The organism is Mycobacterium sp. HM-7 (assembly GCF_053852335.1).
Window position 1 is genome coordinate 3,811,611 of sequence record NZ_CM132657.1, and the last position, 20,755, is coordinate 3,832,365.

Sequence of the window (20,755 nt, forward strand, 5' to 3'; positions counted from 1 at the left end):
TCAGCCCACCGCACTTTCCGACGTCAGCTTTCGCACTTCCGCCACCAGGGTGTCCAGGCCAGTACCGGTCGGAAATACCGCCGCCGCACCGACTTCCAGCAGTTTCGGCACATCCCCCAGTGGGATGGTGCCGCCCACCACCACGGCGATGTCACCGGCGTCCGCGGCGCGCAGGGCGTCCACGGTCCGGGCCGTCAACGCCAAATGCGCGCCGGACAGGATAGACAGCCCGACGAGGGCGACGTCCTCCTGCAAGGCGATCGACACGATGTCCTCGATCCGCTGCCGGATGCCGGTGTAGATCACCTCGAAGCCGGCGTCCCGCAAGGTTCGGGCGACGATCTTGGCGCCCCGGTCATGTCCGTCCAGGCCCGGCTTGGCCACAAGAACCCGAACTGCCATCAGTTTGCTCCTCGTGTGCGCAGCATCAGAACACCACCGGCTGCCGGAACTCGCCCCACACCGATTTCAACGTCGACACCATTTCTCCCACCGTGCAGTATGCGTTCGCGCAGTCGATGAGGCGATGCATCAGGTTGTCGTCCCCATCGGCCGAACGTGCCAGTGCCGCAAGGGTTTCCTTGACCGCGACGTCGTCGCGCTCGGCCTTGACCTTGGCCAGCCGTTTGAGCTGCTTGTCGCGGCCCTCGGCGTCGAGTTCGTAGGTGGCCAGATCCGGCGCCGGTTCCTCGACGACGAACTTGTTCACCCCGACCACGGGCCGCTCCCCCGACTCCGTTTCCTGGTGGATCTTGAATGCCTCGTCGGCGATCAGACCCTGCAGGTAGCCGTCCTCGATGCAGCGGACCATGCCGCCGTGGGACTCGAGATCGCGCATGATCTCGATGATCTTCTCCTCGGTGGCATCGGTGAGCGCTTCGACGAAATAGGAACCGCCCAACGGATCGGCCACCTTCGCGACGCCGGTCTCGTAGGCCAGGATCTGTTGGGTCCGCAGTGCGAGCGTCGCAGACTCCTCGCTGGGCAGCGCGAACGGCTCGTCCCATGCCGCGGTGAACATGGACTGCACGCCGCCCAATACCGATGCCAGCGCCTCGTAGGCGACGCGGACCAGGTTGTTCTGCGCTTGCGGCGCATACAGGGACGCACCACCGGAAACACAGCCGAAGCGGAACATCGAAGCCTTGTCCGAGCCGGCGCCGTACCGCTCACGCACGATAGTGGCCCAACGGCGCCGTCCGGCACGGTATTTGGCGATCTCCTCGAAGAAGTCGCCGTGGGTGTAGAAGAAGAACGAAATCTGCGGCGCGAACTTGTCGATGGTCATGCGCCCGCGCTCGACGACGGTGTCGCAGTAGGTGACGCCGTCGGCCAGCGTGAACGCCATCTCCTGTACGGCATTGGCGCCCGCATCGCGGAAGTGCGCACCCGCCACCGAGATCGCGTTGAACCTCGGTACCTCGGCGGCACAGAACTCGATGGTGTCGGCGATGAGACGCAGCGACGGCTCGGGCGGCCAGATCCAGGTGCCGCGCGAGGCGTACTCCTTGAGGATGTCGTTCTGGATTGTGCCGGTGAGCTTTTCGCGCGGCACACCCTTCTTCTCCGCAGCGGCGACATAGAAGGCCAGCAGGATGGCCGCGGTGCCGTTGATCGTGAAGCTCGTGCTGATCTTGTCCAGCGGGATGTCGTCGAACAGGACCTCGGCGTCAGCCAAGGTGTCGACGGCGACACCGACACGGCCGACCTCCTCGCCGTATTCCTCGTCGTCGGAGTCGTAGCCGCACTGGGTGGGCAGGTCCAGCGCCACCGAGAGCCCGGTCCCGCCCTGCCCCAGCAGATAGCGGTAGCGCTGATTCGACTCCTCAGCGGTGCCGAAGCCCGAGTACTGGCGGAAGGTCCACAGCTTGCCGCGGTACCCGGACGCGAAATTGCCCCGGGTGAAGGGGAACTCACCCGGCTGGGGCGGATCGACCTGTCGATCCGCGGGTCCGTAGACCGATTTCAGCGGTATTCCGGACGGAGTCTGGCCATCGTTATCCATCAATGGATAACGTACTTGCAAAAAAAGAGAATGCCAATACCATTCCCGGTAACAGCTCCTGAGGAGGATGATGACGGACCGCGCACTCGCCGACAAGACCATGGTGATCTCCGGCGCAAGTAGGGGTATCGGACTCGCGATAGCCATCGCCGCCGCCGGACAGGGCGCCAACGTCGTGCTCCTCGCAAAGACCGCCGAGCCGCACCCCCGGCTGCCCGGCACCGTCTACACGGCCGCCGAAGACATCGAGGCCGCCGGCGGTAAAGCCGCGGCCGTGGTGGGCGACATCCGCTCAGAGGATGACGTCAATCGCGCCGTCGACGTGGCGGTCGAGCGGTTCGGCGGCGTCGACATCTGCGTCAACAACGCGAGTGCCATCGGCGTGGAGCCGACGGAGACGTTGTCCGCCAAGAAGTTCGACCTCATGCAACAGGTCAACATCCGGGGCAGCTTCCTCCTGACGAAGGCCGCCCTGCCACATCTGCGCAAGTCGGACAACGCCCACGTGCTGACCATCGCGCCGCCGTTGAACCTGAGCCCGCGCTGGCTGGGTGCGCACCCCTCGTACACGCTGTCGAAGTACGGGATGACACTGCTGTCCATGGGTTGGGCCGCCGAATACGCCGATGCCGGCATCGCGTTCAACTGCCTGTGGCCCGAGACCTATATCGCCACGTCAGCGGTGGCCAACATGGCCGATGGCACGGCGCTGCTGGACTCGTCGCGCAGCCCCGCGATCATGGGAGACGCGGCAGTCCAGATCGTGACCCGTCGGGCCACCGACTGCACAGGGGGCTGCTTCATCGACGCCGACGTACTCACCGCGGCGGGCCGGGACCTGGCCCCCTACGGCGGCGGAGCCAACCCGATCCCGGATCTGTTCCTCGGTTAGAAGTTCGAGTTGGGGTTGTCGTAGTTGTCGCCGCGAATCCACCGCGACGTCCCCGTGCCACTGCGATCCAGCTTGGGGCCGCAGAACAGGAACAGCCCGTCGGGCGCCTGGGCCATCTGGTTGAACGGCTGATCGCAGGGCGTGCCGAATTCGCGGATACCGACGACGGGCAGCGCCCGGAAGTAGCGCGGCGACAACCCGCGCGCCGAATCACAGAAGACGACCCGACCCCAGTCCGTCGTGGCGAACACGAAGTAGGTGACGTTGTCACAGTCGGCGCCCAGCCCGACAACACGATTGATTCCCGGTACGCACGACGGGTCATCACACCGAACCGGGTCGGCCGACGCAGCCGCCGGCCAGTGCAATCCGAGAAGGGCCAACGCACCCACCGCACACGAAAATCGCCGCATCAGGTGAGCGTACCCTGTCTCCACTCTCCGTTTTCGGTAATACCACTCTCAATAGCGCACAATGTGCATATCAAGACCAGGAGATTGCCCCTGTGAGTACCGTCGACGATGTATCACCCCGCCTGACGACGCTGAAGCAACTGTTCGATCACCTCGGCCTGGCCGAGGCGGATTCCCCCGAAGGCACACTGGCAATGGAACTTCCGGTGACGCAGGCTGTCGTCAACACCAACGGTGGACTACAAGGCGGACTGATCGCCACCATCGCCGACGTCGCCGGCGGCCTCCTGGTCTCGCGGACCTCGTCGTTCGGAAACGGCATCACCACCACGGATCTGCACATCCGCTACCTACGCCGGATCGACACCGGACCGGCTCGCGCGGTGGCCCGGATCGTGCACCAGGGGCGCCGCTCAGCTGTGGTTCAGGTCGAAATCCTCCGCGGCAACGGCGATCTCGCCGCGACGGCAACCGTCAACTTCGCCGCGTTGCAAGCGCCAGTGTGATCAGTCTCCGCCGCGCACCTGGTCCTTGACCGCAGGTACCACGGGCGGTGCGGTGCGCCAGTTCGGCAGACCGTCTTCCTCCAGGCCCACCGGGAATCCGTTCTCGTGCACCTGCGCCCAATGACTGTGATTGAGCTCGTGCAACGTGAAGCAGGCATTCAGGGAGTTGTAGAAGCCCATGTTGTCCTGCGTCTGATTCACCGATTCTTTGATCAGCAGCGCGGCCATGGTCGGCACGGCAGCGATGCGGCGGGCGAATTCCACTGTGCGGTCGGCGAGTTCGTCGGCAGGGAACACCTTGCTCACCATGCCCATGCGGTGAGCCTCGTCCACCGACAGGCTGTCGCCGGTCAGCATCAGCTCTTTCGTCTTGCGGGGACCGAATTCCCACGGGTGCGCGAAGTATTCGACGCCGCACATACCCAAGCGGGTGCCCACCACATCCGCGAAGGTGGTGTCGTCGGCCGCGACGATCAGGTCGCACGCCCACATCAGCATCAGCGAGGCGGCGTAGACATCACCGTGTACCTGGGCGACCGTGATCTTGCGGAGATTGCGCCACCGTCGGGTGTTCTCGAAGTAGTAGTGCCATTCCTGGAGCATCAGCATCTCCGCCCCCTGACGGGTGGCGCCGTTGATCCGGAAGCTCGGGTGCTGGTCGGGACCGGGCATGCGTTCCGCCCGGGACTGCGACGAGCCGAGATCGTGACCGGAGGAGAACATCGGACCCAGGCCGCCGAGAATGACGACCCGTACCGTGTCGTCGGCCTCGGCCTGCAGGAACGCCTCGTGCAGCTCGGTGAGCATGCCACGACTCTGCGCATTGCGGGTGTCCGGACGGTTCAACATGATCCGGGCGATGGTGCCCTCGTCGAGGGTTTCGTACGTGACGTACTTGTACTCGGTCACAGATGGCACCTTTCCTTACTCCGCGAGTAGACGCAAAACTGTCAAGAATTCGCAATATGCGACAGTTTTGCGTCTGCTCGCGAGAAAAACTAGAGAGACAGGATGGTCGCGGAGGCCGTGCCCGGCGCGCCGTACACCTGAGCGAGGCCGACGCGCGGATTACCCGGCACCTGCCGCTCCCCTGCCTCGCCGCGCAGCTGGCGCACCAACTCGTGCATCTGGCGCAGGCCCGATGCCCCGATCGGCTCCCCGTTGGCGATCAATCCGCCATCGGTGTTGATCGGCAGCGACCCGTGAATCTCGGTCGCCCCATCGGCCAGCAACTTCTCCTGCTCGCCGTCGGCGCACAATCCGGTTTCGGCCATGTGGATGACCTCGGCGCCGGCGTCGGTGTCCTGCAGCTGCGCGATGTCGACGTCTTCCGGTCCGATACCGGCGACTTCGTAAGCAGCTTTGGCCGCGTAGACGGTGGGTGAGACATCCTCGTCGAGCGGAGCGGACGTGGCGTGCACCTCGTAGGCACCGTAGGTGCGGGTACGAATCTCGCTGGCGCGCACGTAGACCGGCTTGTCGGTGTAACGGTGGGCGATGTCTGCCCGGCACATGATGACCGCGGCGGCACCCTCGTCGGGTGCGCAGAACATGTACTGGCGCAACGGATAGTTGAGCACCGGCGAGGCCATGATCTCTTCGACGGTGATCTCCTTGCGCCGGAACGCATTCGGGTTCAGGATGCCGTTGCGGAAGTTCTTGTTGGCGACACGCGCCAGCGTCTCCTCGGAGATGCCGTGCTTGTTGATGTAGTGGTTGGCCTTCATCCCGAAGAACTTCGTGGTGACGAACTGACCATTGTTGGCGTACCACTGCGGCAGCGCGAGCTTGGCGGGGTCGTCAGTGAAGGCGCCACGCGGGTGCTTGTCCAGACCGATGGCGATACCGATGTCGTACTTCCCCAGCCGGATGGTGTCGGCGGTCTGTTGTATCGCGCTGGCTGCGGTGGCACAGGCGTTGAACACGTTGGTGAACGTGATGCCCGTCAGCCCCACCAGACGGGTGACCGCATCGGGATTCGACACCTCATAGCTGCCGCCGAAGCCGAACTGGATGTCCTTCCACTCCAGCTTGGCGTCGGTCAGCGCACTCTGGATCGCTTCGGCACCCATCTCCATGGCGGTCTTGTCGAACCGGCCGAACGGGTGGATACCGACACCGATGATCGCTACGTCGTTGCTCATTGCGCCACCGGCTTGAACCAGAACGTGACCAGCTCATCGCCGTCGGCATCGGTGCCGAAGGGCGCCATCGTGAGCTCGACCTCCATGCCGAATTCCAGCTTGGCAGGGTCGTTTTCGGTGAGCCGCCCCTCGACGCGGATCACGTCACCGAGCTGCACGAGCCCGACGCCGAACGGCACGAAATCCTTGCCGGTGGGACCGGCGTACGGTGCGCCGGGCGGGAATCCTTGTGTGGTCCAGGCGATCACCGTGCCGCGGCGAGGCAACAGCACCTCGGACATCTCGGCCTTGCTGCACTTGGGGCACCGGTCCTGGCGCGGGAACGTCGTCGCCGAACAGGCACCGCACCGGCTACCGATCAGCTGCGGCTCCGCGTCCGGCCAGGTGGATATCTCGGGGGCAAGCGCCTTCTGCATCGTCACTCCTAATCGCTCGCTGGGAGGGGTTTGGCTTCTTTGAGCACCAGCGGGGTCGAACCCACACTGAGCGTGCCCGCGCCGGCCTTGGTGACCAGCACCTCCGCCGCGGTGTCGTCGACATAGCGCTTACCCATCACGGTGCCGCTGCACAGCGCGGGATCCGGAGCCACCGCATCGCCGACCTCGGCATCGAGCGCCACCATCGGGGCGCCTCCGCACCGCAGGTCGTCCAGGCTGTCACCGGTACGGACGACGATCACCTGGGTGTCGCACACCTGACTCCGCAGGCGACTACCTGTTTTGACCATGAGAAGCACATTATCAGATAGGAGAACGTCACTTCCCAGAAGTCAGTGAGTACCTTATCGGCAGGTGCTTGAGGCCGCCGACGAAGACGGTCGCGACGTGCTGTGGCGGGCCCGCCAACTCGATCGACCGCAGCCTCGGGATCAACTCCGAGAAAAAGCTGGTGACCTCCATGCGCGCGAGCGCCGCGCCGAGGCAGAAGTGGACGCCATAGCCGAACGCCACGTGCTTATTGGGTTCACGACCGACATCGAAGCGGAACGGATCGGCGAAGACATCTTCGTCGCGGTTGGCCGACACGTACGACAGCAACACCGACTCCCCCGCCGCGATCGGCATCCCGCGCACTGTGGTGTCCTCGCGCGCGGTGCGCATGAACTCCTTCACCGGCGTCACCCACCGGATCATCTCCTCGGTGGCCAGAGGCATCAGCTCGGGGTTCGCCCGCAGCCGCTCGAGCTGATCCGGATTCTCGATCAGCGCGTGCAGGCCACCGGAGACCACGGCGCTCGTGGTGTCATGGCCGGCGGTCGCGATGATGACGTAGTACGAGACGGTGTCGATGTCCCCCAACGGTTCGCCATCGAGTCGGGCGTTGGCGATGGCCGACGCCAGGTCGTCGGTGGGGTTCTCGCGCCGTGCGGCGGTCAACGCGGTGAAATAGTTGAACATCTCGAACAGCGCGGCCCCCTTCTCCTCGGGCGTCACGCCGCGCGAGAACTCCGAATCGTCGGCGCCGAACAGTTCCTGGGTGTACGCGAGCATCCGGGGAAAGTCGGATTCGGGCAGCCCGAGGAGTGACATGATCACGTACAACGGGTAATTCACCGCCACCTCTTGAACGAAGTCGCACTCGCCGCCCAACTCCATCATCCGGTCGACGTAACGCTTGGCGAGTTCATCGACACGAACACGCAAGTCTCGCATCGCCTTCGGCCGGAACCAGTCGGCGCCGATCGCCCGCACCAGCCGATGCTGTGGATCATCCATGTGGATCAGGGTGCTGATGCCGAGCGTGGCCTGATGCTCGTCCGCCTCCGCGGTCATCAGCACCGGCCGCGGCGAATTGGTGAACAGTGTGTTGGCACGTTCGATCGCCATGACATCGGCATGTCTGGTGATCGCCCAGAATGGTCGGTAACCGGCGACATCGACTTTCGAAACGGGTGCGTTGGCCCGCAGAAAAGACAGTGCCGCATGGAGTTTCGGCTCATCGGCATAGGCAGACGGGTCAGCGAACACACCGGCTGCGTCGGCGGTGGTCGGGGCACTCATGGGCGGCTCCTCACTGATGCAATTCTGCGAGTACGGCTTTGACGGTCTCCTCGGACAGCTGCGGCGGCAGACCGATGGTGACCCGGTCGATGACGCCGGCGCACCGTTCGCGGATCGCGGCGGCCAGCTCGGCCACCGGCGCGACGACGGCGATCTCGGCCAACATCGTTTCGTCGATGCGGTCCGCCATCGCATCCCACTCGCCGCGCAGAGACAGCTGACGCAGCTCGGGCTGCAGGTCGCCCCAGCCGTGCAGCTCGAGGACCCGGCGGTAGGCGGGAGTCGAAGCGTAGAAGGCGATCTGCTTGCGAGCCCGTACCGCAGCCGCGGCCATCTGATCGTCGTCACCGCCGGTGACCACCATGACAGGGAAGGCCAGCTCGAACTCGCCGCGGTCGCGGCCGGCCCGCTCCAGCCCACGCCGCACCGCCGGCTCGGTCACCTCCAGGAGGTAGCGCCGGGTGGTGAACGCATGACCGACCAGACCGGCGCACACCTCGGCGCTCAGCTCTGTCATCGCATCGCCGACGGCGGCGACGAACACCTTCGGAAATCCGTACTCGTGCGGTTCCGGGACGAACATCGGGGTCATCAGCTTGTGCGTGTAGAAATCACCTTCGAACCGGAGGGCACCACCGTCGCGCCAGCACGTCCAAATCGCTTGCAGCGCAGCAATGAACTCCCGCATGCGGCGGACCGGGTGGCTCCACGGCATGCTGAACCGGTTCTCGATGTGCGGCTGGATCTGCGACCCGAGACCGAGGAGAAACCGGCCCCGGGAATAGCCCTGCAGGTCCCACCCCACGTTGGCGACCGTCATGGGCGACCGGGCGAAAGCCACGGCGATGCCGGTGCCGAGCTCGATACTGGAGGTGTGTTCGGCGGCCAGTGCCAACGGCAGGAACGGATCGTGGTTCACCTCAGCGGTCCAGCAGCCGCCGTAACCACGCCGCTCCAGAGTGCTTGCCGCCTGCGGCACGTCGGCGAGAGCGCAGTTCACGCCCCCGTCGACCGTGAGGCCAACGCGGTCGCCAACCATGTTGTAGACGCTACAGTAAGCAATTCAGTATGGTCAACGTGACAAGCCATCAGTGAGGAACTGCGATGACGGATCGGCCCGACTGGAAGCAAACTCTCGAGGACCTCGAGGGACTGCGGGAACGGACCCGTGCGATGGGCGGCCCGGAGCGACTGGCCAAGCAACACGACAAGGGCAAGCTCGACGCCCGGGGACGACTGAAGCACCTCTTGGACCCCGGGACATTCCACGAATTCGGCACTCTGGTGGGCGGTGAGATCGCCGCCGACGGCATCGTCACCGGCTCGGGTCTCATCAACGGTGCACCGGTCATGGTGGGCGCAGAGGACTTCACCACGCTGGCGGGCAGCATCGGACCGGGCGGCAACGCAAAGCGGTACCGTCTCGCCGAACTTGCTCTGCACGACCGCATTCCGCTCGTGATGTTGTTGGAAGGCGCGGGATTCCGGCCCAGTGGCGAACATTACGGCCGCACGCCCACCGACCTGATCGCACAGGCCCGCTGCTCGGGCCGGGTACCGACCATCTCCGCGGTACTGGGCCCCTCCGCCGGACACGGCGCACTCGTCGCGCCGGTGTGCGACTGGACCGTCATGAGTCAGCAGGGCGCGATCTTCACCGCCGGTCCGCCCGTCGTGAAAGAGTCCACGGGCGAGGAGATTTCGAAAGAGGAGCTCGGCGGCCCCGGCGTCGCGCTCGCCAGTGGCGTCATCCACAACGGCGCCGCCGACGACGAGTCCGCCCTCGACGACATCCGGCGATACCTGTCCTACTTCCCCTCCAGCGCCTGGTCATATCCGCCGACGCTGCCGGCGAACGACGGATGCGCGCCACGGCCGACGCCTGAACTGCTCGATCTGGTGCCGCGCGACAACCGCCGCGCGTACAACATGCGCAGCGTGCTCGACGTCGTGTTCGACGCCCCTGATTGGTTCGAGGTGCAGCCCAAGTTCGGGCCGGCCATCATCTGCGCGCTGGCCCACCTCGGCGGTCATCCCGTCGCCGTTGTCGCAAACCAACCGAACGTGCTCGCCGGATCGATCGATGCCGATGCCGCCGACAAGGCAGCCCATTTCATCACGGTGGCCGATTCGTTCCACCTGCCGATCATCTTCCTGGCCGACAACCCTGGGATGCTGCCTGGCAGCCGCTCCGAGCGCACCGGGGTGCTGCGCAGCGGCGCCCGCATGTTCGCCGCCCAGACCGCGGCGACGACGTTGAAGCTGCACCTGACGTTGCGCAAGGCCTACGGCTTCGGCTCGATGGTGATGTCGCTGTTGGGTTTCGACAACCAGGGCGCGACATTCGCCTATCCGGGGGCGACCATGGGCGCGATGAGCGCGGCCGCACTCAGCCGGGCGTCCCACGCCCAGGAAGATGTCGAGGCCAAGTTACGCCGCATGGAACTGGAAGCGTCGTTCCGATCCGCAGGCCATCTCGGCTTCGACGAACTCATCTCGCCGGTCGAGACGCGAGATGCCCTGTTGCACGCACTCGAGCGCGGCGTGCGCGCCCGGCAGGCCGCACCCGAGCCGGTGTCGCGTACCACGATCATGCCGTAACAGACCTCCCAGGAGCTGGCAGCAGTGAAGTACACCCTCGAATATCCCCTCGAATCACCCACGGCCACAGATGATTTTCTGCACCCCGAAGCCATCCGGCAGGTATGCCGGCAAGCCGAGGCGTCGTGGTTCTCCGCTGTGGCACTCAGCGAACACCCGGCGCCCTCGGCCAAATGGCGCCGCCGCGGTGGGCACGACACCCTCGATCCGATCGCGGCGCTCGGGTTCATGGCGGGTGTGACGTCGACGATCCGGCTGTTGACCAACTTGTTCGTGCTGCCGTTTCGCAATCCGTATCTGTCCGCCAAGGCGCTCACTTCCCTGGACCTGGTGTCGGGCGGCCGGCTCATCGCCGGTGTCGGCGCCGGATACCTGCGGTCCGAATTCGCCGCCCTAGGGGTCGATTTCGATCGCCGCGCCGAGCTGCTCGACGATGCCCTCGCCGCGCTGTGGTCGATCTGGATGGACCCCGAGATTCCGGTGTCGGGCACGAATTTCGCTGCTGTCGATGAACTCTGGCTCCAACGCCCCGCGCAACGGCCACACCCGCCGCTCTGGATCGGCGGCAACGGTCGCGCCGCGATGCGCCGAGTCGTCGAGTACGGGTCCGGCTGGATGCCGGTGATCTCACCCCCGGAATACGCGGCGAGCATGCGCACCGTCGCCATCTGCGACGCGCGCCAGTTCGGCGCCGCGGTGGAGCAGTTGCGCGTCGGGCTCGAGGCCGCCGGGCGCGACCCGAACGACCTGGACGTCCAGATCCTGTGCCCCGAGGTCGATCTCGACGACGAGTTCTCGGTACGGCGCACGCGCGACCTGCTCGACGAACTGGCCGGCTACGGCGCCACCTGGGCCGTCGTCCACGTCGACGGATCGAGCGTCGGCGCTGCGGTCGACTACATCAAGGAGTTCGGCGAATCCGTCATTGCGGAGGCAACGTGAGAGTCCCGTTCACCTGGAAGGTCACCGGCTGGTTCATGATCGGCTGGTCGCCGGAGTTCGCCGTGGGAGAGGTCCGGCCGCTGCGGTATTTCGGCGAAGATCTGGTCGCATATCGCGACGAATCGGGTGCACTGCATCTGCTTTCGGCGCATTGCCGGCACCTCGGGGCCCACATCGGCCACGGCGGCAAGGTCGTCGGTGACTGCGTGGAGTGTCCCTTCCACGGGTGGCGGTGGGGCCCCGACGGTACCAATCGCTACATCCCGTACCAGCCGGACCGGCCCAACAAGGCGCTGCGGCTCCGGGTATTTCCGGTCCGTGAACAGTACGGCTGCGTGTTCGCCTGGTATCAGCCCGACGGCAGAGAGCCGCAATGGGATCTGCCTGACCTGTTCGGCAAATTCCCCCAGTTCCCCACCGACCGCGACGCGTATTACCGTCCGTACCCGGAGTTTTCGCGTCGCGCCGAACACGAGCCTGTGCACCCCCAGATCGTCGCCGAGAACGGACCGGACAGCGCGCACTTTCACTACGTGCACGGCGCCACCGTCACGCCCGTGTGCCTCAGCTGGGAGGTCGTCGAAGAAGAATGGCGATTCCTCACCGGCTGGCCGGATACCCGCAGCGACGATCCGGACAAGATGGCGCTCTACATCCACAGCCACTTCTCCGGTCTCGGCTTCGCGGTCAGCGCGTTCGAGGGCTCGTCCAACCACCGGCTGATCTTCGCCTGCACGCCCGTCGAGGACGGCTATTCGGACATGTTCTATTCGATCTGGTGGCCCCGCCGGCCCGATGACACATCAGACGTACCGCCGAACGAGGTGCGTGAGCATGTCGAGAAACGTTTCCTGCAGACCGTGTGGGAAGACCTCGACATCTGGCGCCACCAGGAGTACATCGAGCACCCGGCGCTGTCGAAGGCAGATGCGAAACCCTATATGGCCATGCGTAAATGGGCGACGCAGTTCTACGAGGCGCCGGCCTGACCCGGCCTGAGCCGGCGCCGGTTTCTCCGGTGCACCAGCCAGAGGGACAGGTCTGTGCCCGACCGCATCGGCTTTGTGAAGGGCGGCGCCGCACGGCCGGTGACGCTGAACGGCAGGTCGGTGCCCACCACCGAACGGTGATGACTGAAGGTGTCGAAACCAGCCTTGCCGTGGTAGGCGCCCATGCCACTGGTGCCGACACCGCCGAACGGCAGCGCCGACGGGATCATCTGGGCCGCAAAGTCATTTCGGGCCACTCCGCCGCTGCGCGTGGCACGCACGAAGGCCCGGAATTCATCGTCATCCGGTCCGAACCAGTACGTGACCAGCGGCGCGGGCTTCCCATTGAGATAGTCGACCACGTCGCTGACGGTCGAGTACGCCCGCACCACCAGCACCGGACCGAAGATCTCCTCGGCACTGATGCGCATCCGGTCGTCGACATCGCGGACGATGGTCGGAGCGATCTTGCGGGTGTGCCGGTCGGGCAGTGCTTCACCGGGCGGAGCGACAGCCTCGACCACCGCGCCCTTTTCCTTTGCATCGTCGATCAGTGCCAGCACCCGGTCGAAGTTGGCGTCATTGACCGAGGAGCAGTAGTCACCGTTGCCGACGATCGATCCGAACATGGACCGCAACGTGTTTCGCGCCACCTCGATGAACTCGCCGAGCCGCTCGTCGGGGACGAAGACGTGATCCGGGCTGACGCATACCTGTCCCCCATTGATCATCCGTCCCTGCGCGATCCGGGCTGCCGCGCGGTGGAGGTCCGCCGCTCGCGACACCACCACGGGATTCTTGCCCCCGAGCTCGAGCGTCACGGGTACCAGGTTGCGGCCGGCGGCCTCCGCCACCTTGGCACCCACCGCGGGCGAGCCAGTGAAGAACAGATGGTCGAACGGCAGCTCGGAGAAGGCTCCCGCCACCTCGGGTCCGCCGGTCACGACGGCCAGCTCCGCCTCATCGAAGTACTTCGGGGCGAGTGCCATCATCAACGCCGCGGTCTGGGCGGTGATCTCCGACATCTTGATCATCACCCGATTACCGGCAGCAAAGGCGGCCACCGCCGGTAGCACCACAAGATTGAGCGGGAAGTTCCACGGCCCGATGACGCCGACCACCCCCAACGGGCAGGGCGCCACCTCGGCACGCAGGCCCAGCACCCGCGCTGCGCGCATCGCCTTGGTCGATCGCATCCATTGCGGCACATGCGATCTGGTGTGCTCGATCACGGACATCATGCCGAGCACCTCGGTGAACAACGATCCGGCCCTGGCCCTGGTGCCGTAGTCGGCCGCCATCGCCTCGGCGAAGGTATCGGCGTTGTCCAGTACGAGCGCCACCAGTCGGTCGATGCGGTTGCGGCGCAGCGCGGCCTCGGGGTATCCGTCAGACAGGAAGGCCTGCCGCTGCCGGTCCAGAATCGCCCGCAACTGCTCCGGCTCGCCACCGTCACCCATGGGCGGACAGTAGCACTTCAGGAAACCACCTCACGCCCTAACGACACCTACTGTAAGCTTTACGGTATTAGCAGCCGGATGCCCATCAGTTTGAGGTGGTGAGTCTCGTTCAGGACGCCGACGTCGACGAGGGTGTCGATCTCCTCCGTGACCCGTACGTCTTCTTCGCTCAGAAGCGCAAGGAGGGCGGTGCCTTTCAGGGCAGCGTCATGGACTGGTCCGGCACACCCGAGGCTTTCAAACCCCAGCACCTGTACGCCGCGGTGTCTTTCGACGCCGTCAACCGGGTGTTCCGGGACGGCCGCGTCTTCAATTCGCACATCTACGACAGCACCATCGGGCTGTTCATCGGGCCCACCATCCTGGCGATGGAAGGCAAGACCCACTGGCAACACCGCAATCTGGTGTCCGCCGCGTTCAAGTCGAAGTCGTTGGCGCGGTGGGAACCCGAGATCGTGCGGCCCGTCGTCAACGAGCTCGTCGATGAATTCATCAAAACCGGCACCGCTGACCTGGTCGCCGACTTCACGCTGGAATTCCCCACCCGCGTCATCTCGAAGTTGTTGGGGCTGCCCGAAGAAGACCTCCCCTGGTTCCGGCAGCGCGCGGTCGAACTGATCAGCTACTCGGTGAAATACCAGCGGGCGTTCGAGGCATCGGCCGCACTCAAGGACTATTTCCTGCAGCAGATCGACGCGCGGCGCAGCAATCCGACCGAAGACATCATCGGCGACCTCGTCACCGCGGAGATCGACGGCGAGAAGCTCACGGATGAAGCCATCTACTCGTTCCTGCGTCTCCTGCTGCCCGCGGGGCTCGAGACCACCTACCGCTCGTCGGGAAATCTGTTGTACCTGTTGCTCACTCACCGAGATCAGTTCCAGGCCGTGCAGAATGATCACGCCCTCATCGCCGATGCCATCGAGGAAGGCCTGCGGTTCGAGACACCGCTGACCACGGTGCAGCGGTATGCGGCCGAGGACGCCGAGCTCGAGGGCGTCGAGGTACCGGCGGGCGCCGTCATCGACGTGTGCATCGGCTCGGCGAACCGCGACGAACGCCGGTGGGAGCGCTCCGAGGAATTCGACATCTTCCGGAAACGCCTGCCGCACATCTCCTTTGCCGCGGGCGAGCATACCTGCATGGGCCTGCACCTGGCCCGGATGGAGACCCGGGTGGCGCTGGAATGCCTGCTCACCCGCCTTGACGACATCGAACTCGTGACCGCCGGCGACCCGCACATCTCCGGCAACCCGTTCCGTTCGCCCACGGCGCTGCCGGTCACGTTCAGCGCAGCGGAGTGATGACATGGTCAAGGTGATGCAGGGCGTCCGCGTCCTCGAAGTCGCGCAGTTCACGTTCGTGCCGGCCGCCGGCGCGATCCTCGCCGACTGGGGCGCCGACGTCATCAAGGTCGAGCACCCACTGCGCGGCGACACCCAGCGCGGCTTCATCAATATGGGCGGGTTCCAGCTCGACCCCGACCGGCACCCCCTGATCGAGCACCCCAACCGCGGCAAGCGCAGTGTCGGCATCGACGTGTCGACCGCCGGCGGCCAGGAGGTCCTCTACGAGATCGCCAAGACGGCCGATGTCTTCCTGACCAACTACCTTCCTGCGCAACGGCAGAAGAACAAGTTCGACATCGAACACATCCGCGCCGTGAACCCGAACATCATCTACGCCCGCGGCAGTGCCTACGGCGACAAGGGCCCCGAACGCGACGTCGGCGGATTCGACGGCACCGCGTTCTGGACCCGCAGCGGGGTCGGTCATTCGCTGACGCCCGAAGGTCTCGGTGGTGCGTTGTCACAAGGCATTCCGGCATTCGGTGACTCGATCGGCGGCGCCAACATCGCCGGCGGAATCTCGGCGGCGTTGTTCCACCGCGAACGCACCGGCGAGGCTGTCGAGCTCGATGTCTCCCTGCTGAGCACTGCCTGGTGGGCAGCCGGCGCGAGTATGACGCAAGGGATGGAGACGGGTGAGACGATGCGCTCGCTGATGCCGGACGCCACGGGTCCGAGTGTGAACCCCTTCATGGCCAACTATCTGACGTCGGACGGCGAAACGATCAATCTGTGCATCGTCAGCCCGACGGGGTACATCCGCGACGCTTTCGAGCACCTGGGACTGCCCGAGCTGGCCGACGACCCGCGATTCAACGACGTCCTGCCGCTCATCGAGAACGCCTCGGCCGCTGCAGAACTCATCGGTGCGTCGATCCGGAGCAAGCCGTTCGAATACTGGCGACGGCACCTCAAGACCATGAAAGGTCAATGGGCACCGTTCCAGAGCTTCCTCGACCTCGCGACGGACGAACAGGCCATCGCCAACGACATGATCGTCGAAGTCGAGGCCGGCGCCGGCGAGCAGCCGTTCCGGGTGGTCCGCGGGCCGGTGCAGTTCAACCACGAGCCGTTGCGGACGACCCGCGCCCCGCAGGCCTCGGAGCACACCGAGCTGGTCCTGTCCGAACTCGGGATCGGCTGGGACCGCATCGAAACGCTCAAGAAGGCGGGAGCCATCGCGTGAGGCACGACGTCGCGATCATCGGTGTCGGCTTGCACCCGTTCGGCCGGTTCGAGGGCAAGTCAGCGATGCAGATGGGCGTCGACGCGATCTTCGCCGCCGTCGCCGACGCCGGCGTCGAATGGCGCGACATCGGTGCGGCGACCGGCGGCAGCTGGACCGTCGCGAATCCCGATGCGATCGTCGGCATGGTGGGCTTGAGCGGCATTCCGTTCACCAACGTCTTCAACGCGTGCGCGACCGCGGCCAGCGCGGTCAAAGCCTGTGCTGACGGAATCCGGCTGGGCGACTACGAGATCGGCATCGCTGTCGGACTGGACAAGCATCCCCGGGGCGCCTTCACCGAAGACCCCGCCCTGGTCGGCATGCCGAGCTGGTACGCCGAGAACGGCCAGTATCTGACCACCCAGTTCTTCGGCATGAAGGCCAACCGGTATCTGCACGACCACGGGATTTCGCAACAGACGCTGGCCAGGGTGGCGGCCAAGAACTTTCGCAATGGTGCGCTGAATCCGAATGCGTTCCGGCGCAAGCCGATTTCAGAGGACGACATCCTGGGTTCGGCGATGCTGAACTACCCACTCACGCAATACATGTTCTGCGCACCCGACGAGGGTGCCGCGGCGGTGGTGATGTGTCGCGCCGAGATCGCCCACCGCTACACGGACAAGCCCGTCTACCTGCGCGCCGTCGAAATCCGGACGCGCACCTACGGCGCATACGAGGTGAACACCACCTGCGCGCCGGTAGCGGAAGACGTCGCACCTACCGTGTACGCGGCCCGCGCCGCCTTCGAAAAAGCCGATGTCGCGCCGGAAGACGTCGGCGTGATCCAGCTGCAGGACACCGATGCCGGCGCGGAGGTCATCCACATGGCCGAGTGCGGATTCTGCGGGCACGGCGACCAGGAGAAGCTCCTCGCCGACGGTGCCACCGAGATCGGCGGCCGCATGCCGGTCAACACCGACGGTGGGCTGATCGCCAACGGTGAGCCCATCGGCGCATCGGGGCTGCGGCAGATCCACGAATTGGTCCGCCAGCTACGCGGACAGGCCGGGGACCGCCAGGTACCCGGAGAACCGAAAGTCGGCTTCGCGCAGCTGTACGGTGCGCCGGGCACCGCCGCCGCCACGATCCTCACGAGGTGACCATGATGTCGAGAACCGTAGTGATCGGCGCGTCGAGCGGGCTGGGCCGCTGTATCGGCGTCGGCCTGGCGCAGCGCGGCGCCCAGGTCGCGCTACTGGCGCGGCGGCTGGCGCGACTGGAGAACGCCGCGAAAGAGGCTGGCGCCCAGGCGGTCGCCCTCGAATGCGACGTCACCGACGAAGCTTCCGTCCGATCGGCCATCGACGCCGCCGCCGATGCCCTGGGCGGCATCGACAACCTCATCTACACCCCCGCGATCGGCCCGGTGGTGCGACTCGTCGACACCGACGCCGACGTGTGGCGGCGCATCTTCGACACCAACGTGATCGGCGCGTCGCTCGCCACGACGGCGGCCATCCCGCACCTCACGGCCGCGAGCGGCAAGGCCGTGTACCTGTCTTCGGACGCAGGCACTTTCGGGCCGCCGTGGCCCGGGCTCGGCGCCTACGGCGTGAGCAAGGCGGCGCTCGAGCGGCTCGTCGAGGCCTGGCGGGCCGAGCATCCCGACATCGGCTTCACCTGTCTGGTCGTCGGCGAATGCGGTGGCGGCACGGGCGACGGCCAGACCGGGATGAACGCCGGCTGGGACATGGAACTGGCCGCGAAGGCGGTGCCGCTGTGGATGTCCGGCGGCTGTCTGCCCGGAAAGTTGATGCCGGTCGAAGATCTGGTCAACGTGGTGCAGACAATCCTGAGCACCAGTTCGTCGACGTCGATGCCGAAGGTGATCGCCCGCGGTGCGTCCAAGGGGACGGCAACGCTGCCATGACGCGCTTCACCGCGTCGCCGATCTTCGACGCCGACCAGCACATGTACGAAACGGCCGAGGCGCTGACCAAGTACCTGCCCGAAAAATACTCACGGGCCGTGCAATTCGCGAAGTTCGGGAAGCAGACCCGCATCGTGATCAACGGGCGGGTCAACGACTTCATCCCCAACCCGACCTTCGAGCGCGTCGCCGCACCCGGGGCCCACGAGAAATTCTTCGCCGGCGAGAACACGGAGGGCCTCACGCTGCGCGAATTGCAGGGCGCCGCAATCGAAGCACCCGAGGCCACCCGCAATCCCGCCGACCGCGTCCAGGAACTCGATCGGCAGGGCGTGGTCGAGGCCTTGAACTACCCGACGCTGGCCAGCCTCATCGAACACGCCACCGCCGACGATCCCGAACTGTCGCTGGCGGTGATCCACGCGCTGAACCAATGGATGCTCGAGCACTGGACCTACAACTACGAGGACCGGGTCTATTCCACACCGATCATCAACCTGTCCGAGGTGGACGGCGCGCAACGCGAACTCGAATATCTGCTGACGGGCGGCGTCCGCGTCGCGCTCATCAAACCGGGTCCGGTCAACGGTATTCGCGGCTGGCGCTCCCCCGCACTCCCCGAGTTCGACCCGTTCTGGCGCGACCTGGAGGCCGCCGGTCTGCCGGTGGTGCTGCACGCGAGCTACCCGCCGCTGGACGCGTACGTCAACCAGTGGGAGCCGCCGCACACCCAGAGCTTCATGGCGCAGAGCGCCTTCCGCTGGATGGTCCTGGGCCACCGCGAGATCGCGGACATGATCACCAGCCTGATCTGCCACGGCACCCTGACCCGGTTCCCGAAACTGCGCATCGCCAGCGTCGAGAACGGCAGCGCGTGGATCTACCCGTTGTTCCACGATTTCGCGGACCTGTACAAGAAGATGCCGCAGAACTTTCCAGAACATCCGCACGACGTTTTCCGGCGCAACATCTGGGTGAGCCCCTTCTGGGAGGGCTGCGTGGCCGACGTCGTGAACACCGTCGGCTGGGACCGGGTGATGTTCGGGTCGGACTACCCCCATCCCGAAGGCCTTGCCGAACCGAAAGGCTTCTGGCGTTATGCCGAGGGCATGGATGAGCGCCGCACCTACGACTTCATGGGCGACAACGCACGCCGGTTCATGGGGCTACCCATCGCCAACCCTGATCCCGCCGCAACGCAGCCGCCGAAGCTAGCGGAGATCACCCGCCCCTGATCTGGCCTGACCGGTCGCCAAAGCCCCCGGGCCGTAGTTCTTCTCGATCAGCGACCACGGGTCGGCATACCGTCCGCGGTGCTCGACCTTGCGCTGGACGGCGAGGACGGTCCGCAGCACCGGACGTATCAACGGTCCGAGCAACCGCAGCACCGGGCGGAGCCGTCCCAGGGAGTCCGCCACCCAGGCCAGCGTCTCGGACCACGAATGCTCCTGGAACTCCAGTAACGCCTGCGCTTCGCTCGTATCGAAGAAACCGGTGAAGCCCCAGCCCCGGTCGTCATCGGGGTCGCCGGGCAGACTCGCCGAGGGGCCGAGCCGCCCGAGGCCGACCGCCTGCATGATGTCGTCCTCGACGTCGCGGAAAGAATGCAGATGCGTGTCGTCGCCGCCGATCAGCAGCATCTTGCCGTTGACCGCATCGCGACGGTCGACGGCGTTGGCGAACGCGAGTGCCACGTCACGGGCGTCGACGGTATGCAGTTGGTTGTCCCGCGGTGTCGCGCGCATCAGCACCAGGTAGTCGGTGTTGAAGTTCATCGAAACGTCGGTCGAGATCACCCCGCCCAGCCGCAGCAGTGCATATGGCAATCCGCTGGCCCGTACCACCTCTTCGGCGAGCACCTTGTCTTCGCCGTACTGATCAATCGGGTTCACCGGAGTCTCCGCGGTGATGCGTTCGGGATGCGTGTGCCGATTGCGTGAGCCATAGACCGACGCGCTCGACGCGTCGACGAACAGTGGCGGTTCGGGAAGGGCACGCGCCGCGGCCACCAGGTTGTGGGTGCCCTCGACATTGATCTTGCGCGCCAGCACGGGGTTTCGGTAGGACGCAGGGGCCAGCATCGCCGCCAGGTGCACGATGGCCGCGGGCCGATGCCGGCTCACGCATTCGGCGATCGCGTCGGCGTCGAGCAGATCGGCGTACGCGACGACGAGGGTTCCGGCGTGGGATCGGGCCGCGAGCTCGTCGGCGACGGCGGTGGTCTTGTCGTTCTGCAGGTCCATCGCGATGACGGTTCGTCCTCGCCCGAGCAGAATGTCGGCGCAGCGCTTTCCGACTTGCCCGAAGGCTCCGGTGATCAATACAACGTGCGCCGTTCGGTCACTGGCAATCT

The 20,755-nt window shown here is 65.7% G+C and carries 21 protein-coding genes; 10 read left to right on the forward strand and 11 right to left on the reverse strand.

Annotation, left to right across the window (positions count from 1 at the left end):
- Both ACWW1C_RS18365 and ACWW1C_RS18370 read right to left on the reverse strand, forming a co-directional pair.
- Positions 1–402 carry a cobalamin B12-binding domain-containing protein gene (locus tag ACWW1C_RS18365; RefSeq protein WP_455979717.1) on the reverse strand — a complete coding sequence of 134 codons (402 nt, stop codon included), beginning with the start codon at positions 400–402 and terminating at the stop codon, positions 1–3.
- 25 nt (positions 403–427) lie between these two features.
- Positions 428–2,005, reverse strand: coding sequence for a methylmalonyl-CoA mutase family protein (locus ACWW1C_RS18370; protein ID WP_455979718.1), 1,578 nt, complete (start codon positions 2,003–2,005; stop codon positions 428–430).
- A 70-nt stretch (positions 2,006–2,075) separates the two neighbouring features.
- Between ACWW1C_RS18370 and ACWW1C_RS18375 the strand changes: the two genes are divergently transcribed.
- Complete coding sequence (locus ACWW1C_RS18375) at positions 2,076–2,897, forward strand: SDR family oxidoreductase (RefSeq protein WP_455979719.1); 822 nt, start codon at positions 2,076–2,078, stop codon at positions 2,895–2,897.
- Here the strand turns inward: ACWW1C_RS18375 and ACWW1C_RS18380 are convergent.
- Complete coding sequence (locus ACWW1C_RS18380) at positions 2,894–3,310, reverse strand: hypothetical protein (protein WP_455979720.1); 417 nt, start codon at positions 3,308–3,310, stop codon at positions 2,894–2,896. The genes ACWW1C_RS18375 and ACWW1C_RS18380 overlap by 4 nt on opposite strands.
- 92 nt (positions 3,311–3,402) lie before the next feature.
- Between ACWW1C_RS18380 and ACWW1C_RS18385 the strand changes: the two genes are divergently transcribed.
- Complete coding sequence (locus ACWW1C_RS18385) at positions 3,403–3,816, forward strand: PaaI family thioesterase (protein WP_455979721.1); 414 nt, start codon at positions 3,403–3,405, stop codon at positions 3,814–3,816.
- Here ACWW1C_RS18385 and ACWW1C_RS18390 read toward each other — a convergent pair whose 3' ends face one another.
- The 6 genes from ACWW1C_RS18390 to ACWW1C_RS18415 form a co-directional block, all read right to left on the reverse strand.
- Entirely contained in the window at positions 3,817–4,665 is an 849-nt protein-coding gene (locus ACWW1C_RS18390) for an enoyl-CoA hydratase (protein ID WP_455984347.1), read from the reverse strand.
- 149 nt (positions 4,666–4,814) lie between these two features.
- On the reverse strand, positions 4,815–5,960 hold the full coding sequence (locus tag ACWW1C_RS18395) for a thiolase family protein (RefSeq protein ID WP_455979722.1): 1,146 nt from the start codon (positions 5,958–5,960) through the stop codon (positions 4,815–4,817).
- Positions 5,957–6,376, reverse strand: a complete 420-nt coding sequence (locus tag ACWW1C_RS18400; protein ID WP_455979723.1) for a Zn-ribbon domain-containing OB-fold protein — start codon at positions 6,374–6,376, stop codon at positions 5,957–5,959. Before ACWW1C_RS18400 ends, ACWW1C_RS18395 begins: the two co-directional genes overlap by 4 nt.
- 8 nt (positions 6,377–6,384) lie before the next feature.
- On the reverse strand, positions 6,385–6,687 hold the full coding sequence (locus ACWW1C_RS18405) for a hypothetical protein (protein ID WP_455979724.1): 303 nt from the start codon (positions 6,685–6,687) through the stop codon (positions 6,385–6,387).
- A gap of 28 nt (positions 6,688–6,715) precedes the next feature.
- The gene (locus ACWW1C_RS18410; protein WP_455979725.1) at positions 6,716–7,960 is read right to left on the reverse strand and encodes a cytochrome P450; all 1,245 of its coding nucleotides are present in this window, start codon (positions 7,958–7,960) and stop codon (positions 6,716–6,718) included.
- A 10-nt stretch (positions 7,961–7,970) separates the two neighbouring features.
- A complete protein-coding gene (locus ACWW1C_RS18415) occupies positions 7,971–8,999 on the reverse strand; it encodes an LLM class F420-dependent oxidoreductase (protein ID WP_455979726.1) in 1,029 nt (342 codons plus the stop codon).
- Positions 9,000–9,064: 65 nt separating this feature from the next.
- On the opposite strand from ACWW1C_RS18415, the gene ACWW1C_RS18420 reads away from it, so the two are divergent.
- The 3 genes from ACWW1C_RS18420 to ACWW1C_RS18430 are packed head-to-tail and all read left to right on the forward strand — an operon-like array spanning position 9,065 to position 12,492.
- Positions 9,065–10,561: an acyl-CoA carboxylase subunit beta gene (locus ACWW1C_RS18420; RefSeq protein WP_455979727.1), complete on the forward strand. Its 1,497-nt coding sequence runs from the start codon at positions 9,065–9,067 to the stop codon at positions 10,559–10,561.
- Positions 10,562–10,585: 24 nt separating this feature from the next.
- On the forward strand, positions 10,586–11,503 hold the full coding sequence (locus ACWW1C_RS18425) for a TIGR03619 family F420-dependent LLM class oxidoreductase (protein WP_455979728.1): 918 nt from the start codon (positions 10,586–10,588) through the stop codon (positions 11,501–11,503).
- Entirely contained in the window at positions 11,500–12,492 is a 993-nt protein-coding gene (locus ACWW1C_RS18430; protein ID WP_455979729.1) for an aromatic ring-hydroxylating oxygenase subunit alpha, read from the forward strand. Before ACWW1C_RS18425 ends, ACWW1C_RS18430 begins: the two co-directional genes overlap by 4 nt.
- Here ACWW1C_RS18430 and ACWW1C_RS18435 read toward each other — a convergent pair.
- Positions 12,474–13,952 carry an aldehyde dehydrogenase family protein gene (locus tag ACWW1C_RS18435; RefSeq protein WP_455979730.1) on the reverse strand — a complete coding sequence of 493 codons (1,479 nt, stop codon included), beginning with the start codon at positions 13,950–13,952 and terminating at the stop codon, positions 12,474–12,476. The genes ACWW1C_RS18430 and ACWW1C_RS18435 overlap by 19 nt on opposite strands.
- Positions 13,953–14,047: 95 nt before the next feature.
- Here ACWW1C_RS18435 and ACWW1C_RS18440 point away from each other — a divergent pair, with 95 nt between their 5' ends.
- The 5 genes from ACWW1C_RS18440 to ACWW1C_RS18460 are packed head-to-tail and all read left to right on the forward strand — an operon-like array spanning position 14,048 to position 19,637.
- Positions 14,048–15,256 (forward strand): cytochrome P450, encoded by a 1,209-nt coding sequence (locus tag ACWW1C_RS18440; RefSeq protein ID WP_455979731.1) that lies wholly within the window; start codon positions 14,048–14,050, stop codon positions 15,254–15,256.
- Positions 15,257–15,260: 4 nt separating this feature from the next.
- Positions 15,261–16,487 carry a CaiB/BaiF CoA transferase family protein gene (locus ACWW1C_RS18445; RefSeq protein ID WP_455979732.1) on the forward strand — a complete coding sequence of 409 codons (1,227 nt, stop codon included), beginning with the start codon at positions 15,261–15,263 and terminating at the stop codon, positions 16,485–16,487.
- Positions 16,484–17,632 (forward strand): thiolase family protein, encoded by a 1,149-nt coding sequence (locus tag ACWW1C_RS18450; protein WP_455979733.1) that lies wholly within the window; start codon positions 16,484–16,486, stop codon positions 17,630–17,632. Before ACWW1C_RS18445 ends, ACWW1C_RS18450 begins: the two co-directional genes overlap by 4 nt.
- A gap of 5 nt (positions 17,633–17,637) precedes the next feature.
- Positions 17,638–18,402: an SDR family oxidoreductase gene (locus ACWW1C_RS18455; RefSeq protein WP_455979734.1), complete on the forward strand. Its 765-nt coding sequence runs from the start codon at positions 17,638–17,640 to the stop codon at positions 18,400–18,402.
- Positions 18,399–19,637: an amidohydrolase family protein gene (locus ACWW1C_RS18460; protein WP_455979735.1), complete on the forward strand. Its 1,239-nt coding sequence runs from the start codon at positions 18,399–18,401 to the stop codon at positions 19,635–19,637. The genes ACWW1C_RS18455 and ACWW1C_RS18460 overlap by 4 nt, the downstream gene beginning before the upstream one ends.
- On the opposite strand, the gene ACWW1C_RS18465 is transcribed toward ACWW1C_RS18460, so the two are convergent.
- Positions 19,614–20,753: an NAD-dependent epimerase/dehydratase family protein gene (locus tag ACWW1C_RS18465; protein WP_455984348.1), complete on the reverse strand. Its 1,140-nt coding sequence runs from the start codon at positions 20,751–20,753 to the stop codon at positions 19,614–19,616. The genes ACWW1C_RS18460 and ACWW1C_RS18465 overlap by 24 nt on opposite strands.
- Positions 20,754–20,755: the final 2 nt, after the last annotated feature.